This window comes from Frankia sp. CoWAU3 (assembly GCF_977971855.1).
The window spans coordinates 21,085-27,556 of sequence record NZ_CDWWXB010000028.1 but is presented as its reverse complement, the minus strand read 5'-3'; the positions used below and the strand labels follow the sequence as shown (position 1 = coordinate 27,556).

The 6,472-nt window shown below is 66.9% G+C and carries 6 protein-coding genes; 4 read left to right on the top strand and 2 right to left on the bottom strand.

Annotated elements, in window-relative coordinates; all coding sequences use genetic code 11:
* Positions 1-503: 503 nt before the first annotated feature.
* Positions 504-884 (top strand): hypothetical protein, encoded by a 381-nt coding sequence (locus tag AC08ON_RS04995; protein ID WP_476616534.1) that lies wholly within the window; start codon positions 504-506, stop codon positions 882-884.
* A gap of 38 nt (positions 885-922) precedes the next feature.
* On the opposite strand, the gene AC08ON_RS04990 is transcribed toward AC08ON_RS04995, so the two are convergent.
* Together AC08ON_RS04990 and AC08ON_RS04985 are read right to left on the bottom strand one after the other, a co-directional pair.
* On the bottom strand, positions 923-1,432 hold the full coding sequence (locus AC08ON_RS04990) for a PH domain-containing protein (RefSeq protein ID WP_476606609.1): 510 nt from the start codon (positions 1,430-1,432) through the stop codon (positions 923-925).
* Positions 1,433-1,481: 49 nt separating this feature from the next.
* A complete protein-coding gene (locus tag AC08ON_RS04985; RefSeq protein WP_476606610.1) occupies positions 1,482-2,414 on the bottom strand; it encodes a biotin--[acetyl-CoA-carboxylase] ligase in 933 nt (310 codons plus the stop codon).
* Positions 2,415-2,593: 179 nt separating this feature from the next.
* Between AC08ON_RS04985 and AC08ON_RS04980 the strand changes: the two genes are divergently transcribed.
* The 3 genes from AC08ON_RS04980 (at position 2,594) to AC08ON_RS04970 (ending at position 6,437) form a co-directional block, all read left to right on the top strand.
* The gene (locus AC08ON_RS04980) at positions 2,594-4,189 is read left to right on the top strand and encodes an acyl-CoA carboxylase subunit beta (RefSeq protein ID WP_476606611.1); all 1,596 of its coding nucleotides are present in this window, start codon (positions 2,594-2,596) and stop codon (positions 4,187-4,189) included.
* A gap of 125 nt (positions 4,190-4,314) precedes the next feature.
* Positions 4,315-4,566 (top strand): acyl-CoA carboxylase subunit epsilon, encoded by a 252-nt coding sequence (locus tag AC08ON_RS04975; RefSeq protein ID WP_476616533.1) that lies wholly within the window; start codon positions 4,315-4,317, stop codon positions 4,564-4,566.
* A 113-nt stretch (positions 4,567-4,679) separates the two neighbouring features.
* Positions 4,680-6,437 carry an acetyl/propionyl/methylcrotonyl-CoA carboxylase subunit alpha gene (locus AC08ON_RS04970; RefSeq protein WP_476606613.1) on the top strand — a complete coding sequence of 586 codons (1,758 nt, stop codon included), beginning with the start codon at positions 4,680-4,682 and terminating at the stop codon, positions 6,435-6,437.
* Positions 6,438-6,472: the final 35 nt, after the last annotated feature.

Here is a 6,472-nt window from a genome sequence, read left to right as displayed (position 1 = left end):
CATCACCGAACACTTACTCTTCGCGAAGCGTTTCTACGAATTCTGGACCTACGACGACTATCGAATCGCGTTCTCCGCGGATGATCAGGATCCGGGTAACCTCAACAGATGGTGGAAGTCGTTCGATCCACTCCGCCATTGAGCTGACCTTCCTCGGGAGACCGGATACCTGTGAACGGTTCCGAAGACGGATTCCCGCGGAATCCGGCCGACGGTGACGATGATCCATCCGGTGGAACCGGCTCGTGGTGGCGTCGCGGACCCCTCACCGCGATCGTCCTGATCATCGCGGCTCTGGTCGCGAGTGGCGTCACCATCGGGCTCGCCGTGACCCACGATCCGAGCGACAGCCCCGCCGGTCGCCACCCGTCGGCGTCCGGCACGACGGGCACCGCAGGCACCGTGGCCTCCGGAGGGCCCGGCGTCGGACCATCGCCGGGCCCGACGCTCGACGCCGCCGAGGCCCGGCTGCGGTCCTCGCTCAAGCCGTTCGCGGTCGACGAGTGCACGAGTGCGCCGCCCAGCGGGGGACAGGCGGTACCCGATGGCGTGGAGGCGGCCCTCAGCTGCGTCCCCGGGGTGGCGACCGACGCTCCGGCCCCCCTCGAATCCTCGTCCTGCGTTACCGGGACGCCTCGGCCCTGACCCGCGACATCGCCCGCCGGTCCGCAGCCCTCGCCGACGTCGGCGACTGTTATCAGGGACAGACCGGCATCGAGCGCTGGGCACGCGGCTCCCAACTCCGTGGCACCTTCCTCTGCGATGCAAGACCCGGCCGGTTCTCGGTGTTCTGGACGGTTGACGACGAGCGTCTCGGCTTCGCCACGGAGGATCCGCAGGCCGACAAATTGCTCGCATGGTGGCGGGAGTTCGATCCGGTGTGACGGATCTGCCGTGCTTGCCGCCTCCGGCCGTCCCGGCGTCAGGCCCCCGGATAGCCCCGTGACTGGTAGGGCGCGGAGAGATCGGCGAGGGTTTCCTGCACCCGCTCGGCGTGCGGCATACACGACAGGCTGGCCCGGCCCCGCTGCCCCACCATCTCAATGATCAGCTCACCCGAGCCCAGAAGCCGGTCGATGACGTTCTGCTGCACCGTCGCGCCGACCAACCAGGCGAGCGGGACGTCACGCCCGACCCGCGTGACGACCCCTTCGCGGATCACCAGTCGATGGTTCGTCACGACGTAATGGGTCGTCATTCGACGTAACCATGGCATCACACTCAGGTAGCCGATCGCGCCGAAGGCGACCAGAAGCACGAGATACTGGATGGGCTTCTGCAACACCCCTCCGGGTGCGAAGAAAACCCCCAGCACGGCGAAAAGGAGGGCGGCAACCGTCCAGAACGCCGGGACTACCAGGCTGACCCAGTGCGGGTGCACATGAAGGACAACCTCTTCGTCCTGGGTGAGGATATCGTCGGGAAACGCCACGGCAACGATCGTCGCATCTCGGGCGGACAGATCACTGCCGGGTCCCTCGTCACCGCAGGTGAACGATGTCGGCGGCGCTGTAGGGTCGCCCGTTGACGACGAGCCGGCCGTCGGGGTCAACGTCGGTGGCGGTCCCGAGCACCGCCGAACCGTCCGGCAGCTCGACGCGCACCCGCCTGCCGATCGTCGCGCACACCCGTAGGTACTCCGCGCGAGCCGCTTGCGGGTCGGCCTCCCAACCAGTGATCGCCCCGACGAGATCCGCGAGTACCACCCCGAGCAGCTTGGTCCGGTCCAGGGCCGCCGGAAGCGCGCCGCTGAGCAGCAGGCTTGTCGACCGCTCCGGGAGCTCGTCATGCTCCGCCATGACATTCAACCCAAAACCGATAATCACCGAGGGTGACGATAGTGGGACCTGGACGACCTCAACCAGGATGCCGGCGAGCTTCGCGTCGTCGACGAGAACGTCATTGGGCCATTTCAGGACTGCGGGAACCGCCGCCACCTCACGTAGCGTCGCTAGGAGCGAGGTTCCGACCACCATGGGCAGCCAGCCGAGCAGTGACATCGGTACCCGGGGTTGCAGCAGCAGCGAGACCGTCAACCCGGCACCAGGGCGAGACTCCCATGATCGGTCAAGCCGGCCACGACCCGCCGTCTGCCGTTCGGCGACGAGAACCCGTCCCCGGCCGCGGGCGGTGTCTTCGCCGCGGGCGGTGTCTTCGCCCCGGGCGATGCGCGCCAGCGCGGCGTTGGTCGAGTCGATCTCCTCTACCACCGTCAGGTCGAGACCGACCGCGGCGGCACGGGCCGCGAGGCGTGCGGCGTCAAGCGGTTCACGTGTTCCGACGGACGAGGATCGCCCCTCTCCGGCAGGGCGGGCCCGAGGGGACGCCGGCGAGGGCTTGCCGGACGGGAGCTTGCCGGACGCGGGCTGCTCAGGAGAGGGTCCCGCGGGTGCGGGCTCCTTCGAGAGTGGCACCGGTCCACTCTGCCAGACCGTCCGGTCACCCGTCGGCGACTCGGACGATCGGCGGACGATCGGCGAACTGATCCGGGATACGGTCAACTCGCCGGAGGCCCACGAATCTCGCCTATCCGGTGAGATCCGCTGCACATCAATCACACGCGTGGACCCGCGGGGGTCGTACGCTGCCGGTTATGGCTCTTCCCGCGTCCGCAGAGGATTCCGCTCCCGACCCGCACACCACCGCAGGCCGACTCGCCCACCTGCGGCGCGTGAACGATGATGCCGTCCACGCCGGGTCCCAGCGAGCGGTCGACGCGCAGCATGCCAAGGGCAAGATGACAGCCCGCGAACGGGTCGAGGCCTTCCTCGACCCCGGGTCGTTCGTCGAGACCGACGCCTTCGCCCGCCATCGCGCGCACGACTTCGGCGTCCAGGCCAACCGGCCGTACGGCGACGGCGTGGTGACCGGGTACGGGACTGTCGACGGCCGGCAGGTCTGCGTGTTCAGCCAGGACTTCACCGTTTTCGGTGGCAGCCTGGGTGAGGTCTTCGGTGAGAAGATCGTCAAAATCATGGATCTTGCGTTGAAGACGGGCTGCCCCGTCGTGGGCATCAACGACTCCGGCGGAGCGCGTATCCAGGAGGGTGTCGTCGCCCTCGGTCTGTACGGCGAAATCTTCTACCGCAACGTGATGGCCTCCGGCGTCGTCCCACAGCTCTCACTGATCATGGGGCCATGCGCCGGTGGCGCCGTGTACTCTCCGGCGATCACCGACTTTACCCTGATGGTCGACCAGACCAGCCACATGTTCATCACTGGCCCCGACGTGATCAAGGAGGTCACCGGCGAGGACGTGGGCATGGAGGAACTGGGTGGCGCACACACCCACAACTCCCGCAGCGGTGTCGCGCACTTCCAGTCGGCCGACGAGACGGAGTGCCTCGAACTCGCCCGTGCGCTGCTGTCGTTCCTTCCGTCGAACAATCTCGACGACGCCCCGAGCTACGACGCCGTGGACGATCTGGACGCCGAGATCGACCCGGATCTCAACACGTTCATCCCCGACTCCCCGAACACTCCGTACGACATGCACCAGATCATCGAGCGGGTCCTCGACGAGGGTGACTTTCTCGAGGTCCACGCTCAGTTCGCCCAGAACATGATCGTCGGATTCGGCCGGGTGGATGGACGTTCTATCGGGGTGGTCGCCAACCAGCCGATGCAGTTCGCCGGCACCCTCGACATCGACGCCAGTGAGAAGGCCGCCCGGTTCGTCCGGACCTGCGACGCATTCAACATCCCGGTGCTGACTCTGGTCGACGTCCCCGGCTTCCTTCCCGGCACCTCCCAGGAGTGGAACGGCATCATTCGCCGTGGCGCCAAGCTGATCTACGCCTACGCAGAGGCCACCGTACCGAAGGTGACGGTGATCACTCGGAAGGCCTACGGCGGTGCCTACGATGTCATGGGGTCCAAGCACCTGCGGGCGGACATCAACCTCGCCTGGCCAACCGCCGAGATCGCGGTGATGGGCGCCCGGGGTGCCGTCAACATCATCTATCGACGGGATCTAGCCAGGTCCGAGTCACCGGAGACTCGTCGGGCAGAGCTGATCCAAGACTACACCGATCACTTCGCGACCCCTTACATCGCGGCGGAACGGGGCTATCTCGACGCGGTCATCAGCCCGTCGGAAACGCGGCGCGAGCTCATTCGAGCACTGCGTCTGCTGCGTACCAAGCGTGAATCCCTGCCACCGAAGAAGCACGGCAACATCCCGCTATAGGCGGGATCTGCCGTCGCCGGCTCGCCGGAAGGGGGATCCGTCCGCGGCGGAGATCTCCCGGGCCGCGGGCCCACGGACGGCATACGTACGACACACCAGCTACTCGAAGTACCGAGGAGAAAAACGTGGTTCAGGACGATGACAGGCGGGCGAGTCGGCCTCGGCTGCAGCTGATCCGCGGTGAGGCGACGCCGGAGGAGATCGCCGCTGTGGTGGCGCTCCTGACGGCTCGCGCCGTTCCCTCGTCGGCACCGGCCACCCGCCTTTCGTCCTGGGCCAGCCCGACGCTGGCGCTCCGTGGCAGTCTCACCACCGGACCGGGGGCGTGGCAAAGGTCCGGGATGACGCCGGGTGCGCGCACCCGAGCCGACTGGTGATCAACCGATAGACATGACATCGGGATGTCTGCAGCATCACATTCTGGGTACAATGACAGCAAAATGTGCGGCCCGACTCACCTACACGCAGGCCGGACGAGGACGGGAGCGACGTGCGTAAGATCCTCATCGCCAATCGGGGAGAAATCGCGGTTCGAGTGGCCCGCGCCTGCCGCGACGCCGGATACACCAGCGTCGCAGTCTACGCGGAACCGGATATCAATGCCCTGCACGTACGCGTTGCTGACGAGGCATTTGCATTGGGAGGCGCGACCCCTGGTGATTCGTACCTGCGCATCGACAAAATTCTCGATGCCTGCGAGTCCTCCGGGGCCGACGCCGTCCACCCGGGATACGGTTTTCTCTCGGAGAACGCGGACTTCGCGGAGGCCGTGATCTCCGCAGGCCTCACCTGGATCGGCCCGCCGCCGGAGGCCATCCGCCGTCTCGGGGACAAGACCGCGGCCCGGCATATTGCACTAGCGGTCGGCGCGCCGCTCGCACCCGGCACCGCAGACCCTGTGGCCGGCGTCGATGAGGTTGTCACCTTCGCCAGGCAGTACGGCCTTCCGGTTGCCATCAAGGCCGCTTTTGGTGGCGGAGGGCGCGGACTGAAGGTCGCTTGGACCGCGGAGGAGCTGCCCGAACTGTTTGACAGTGCCGTCCGGGAAGCGGTCGCGGCGTTCGGTCGCGGGGAGTGCTTCGTCGAGCGGTATCTGGACCAGCCGCGCCACGTCGAGACCCAGATCCTGGCGGATACGCACGGCAACGTCGTCGTGGTCGGTACCCGCGACTGCTCACTCCAGCGCCGTTACCAGAAGCTCGTGGAGGAGGCGCCGGCACCGTTTCTCTCGGAGGCTCAGCTCCGCTCGCTGTACGAGGCCTCGAGGGCGATCTGCAAGAAAGCCGGCTATGTCGGGGCCGGGACCGTCGAGTTCCTCGTCGCCCGCGATGGCATGATCAGCTTTCTTGAAGTCAACACCCGCCTCCAGGTCGAGCATCCGGTGACCGAAGAGGTCTCCGGAGTAGACCTGGTTCGCGCCCAGTTCCGTATCGCCGAGGGTGAGGCACTCGACTTCACCGATCCGGCTCCTCGCGGTCACTCCATCGAATTCCGCATCAACGGTGAGGATCCCGGCCGTAACTTCCTTCCCGCACCCGGCACGGTCACCAAGCTGATCGCGCCGGCAGGCCCCGGCGTCCGGCTCGATACCGGCATCGAAAGCGGCAGCGTCATCGGCGGCGCCTTCGACTCCCTGCTCGCAAAGCTCATCGTCACCGGAGCAACCCGGCAGGAAGCTCTGCAGCGGGCTCGGCGCGCCCTCGATGAGATGGTCATCGAGGGAATGGCGACGGCACTGCCGTTCCACCGCGCGGTCGTACGGGATCCCGCCTTCGCCCCGGAGGACGCCGCAGAGCCTTTCCGTATCCACAACCGCTGGATCGAAACCGAGTTCGACAACACCATCCCGGCCTTCGCGGGAGGGACTGAGGCCGACACCGCCCCCGAGCCGCGGGAGACCGTGGTTGTCGAGGTGAGCGGCAAACGCCTCGAAGTCGTGCTACCCGCCGGATTCGGTTCTGCCCCCGTCGCCGCTTCCCGGGGAGCGGCGCCCAAGCGGCGCGCTCGCGGCACGGCGGCGGCCAAGGTCACGGGCGACGCCCTGGCCAGTCCCATGCAGGGCACCATCGTGAAGGTCGCGGTCAACGACGGCGACACCGTTTCCGCGGGTGATCTGATCATTGTTCTGGAAGCGATGAAGATGGAACAGCCGATCAACGCGCATCGGGATGGCACGGTCACCGGACTGGCTGCGACCGTCGGCGCCGTTGTCACCAGCGGCACCGTGCTCTGTGAGATCAAAGACTAGAGCACACTGAAGCTCGACCTGCCCACCGTCGGCTG

What these genes read in the sequence shown, in the direction of transcription:
- AC08ON_RS04980 (WP_476606611.1), top strand. Translation starts at nt 2,594, where the DNA reads ATGGCTCTTCCCGCGTCCGCAGAGGATTCCGCTCCCGACCCGCACACC.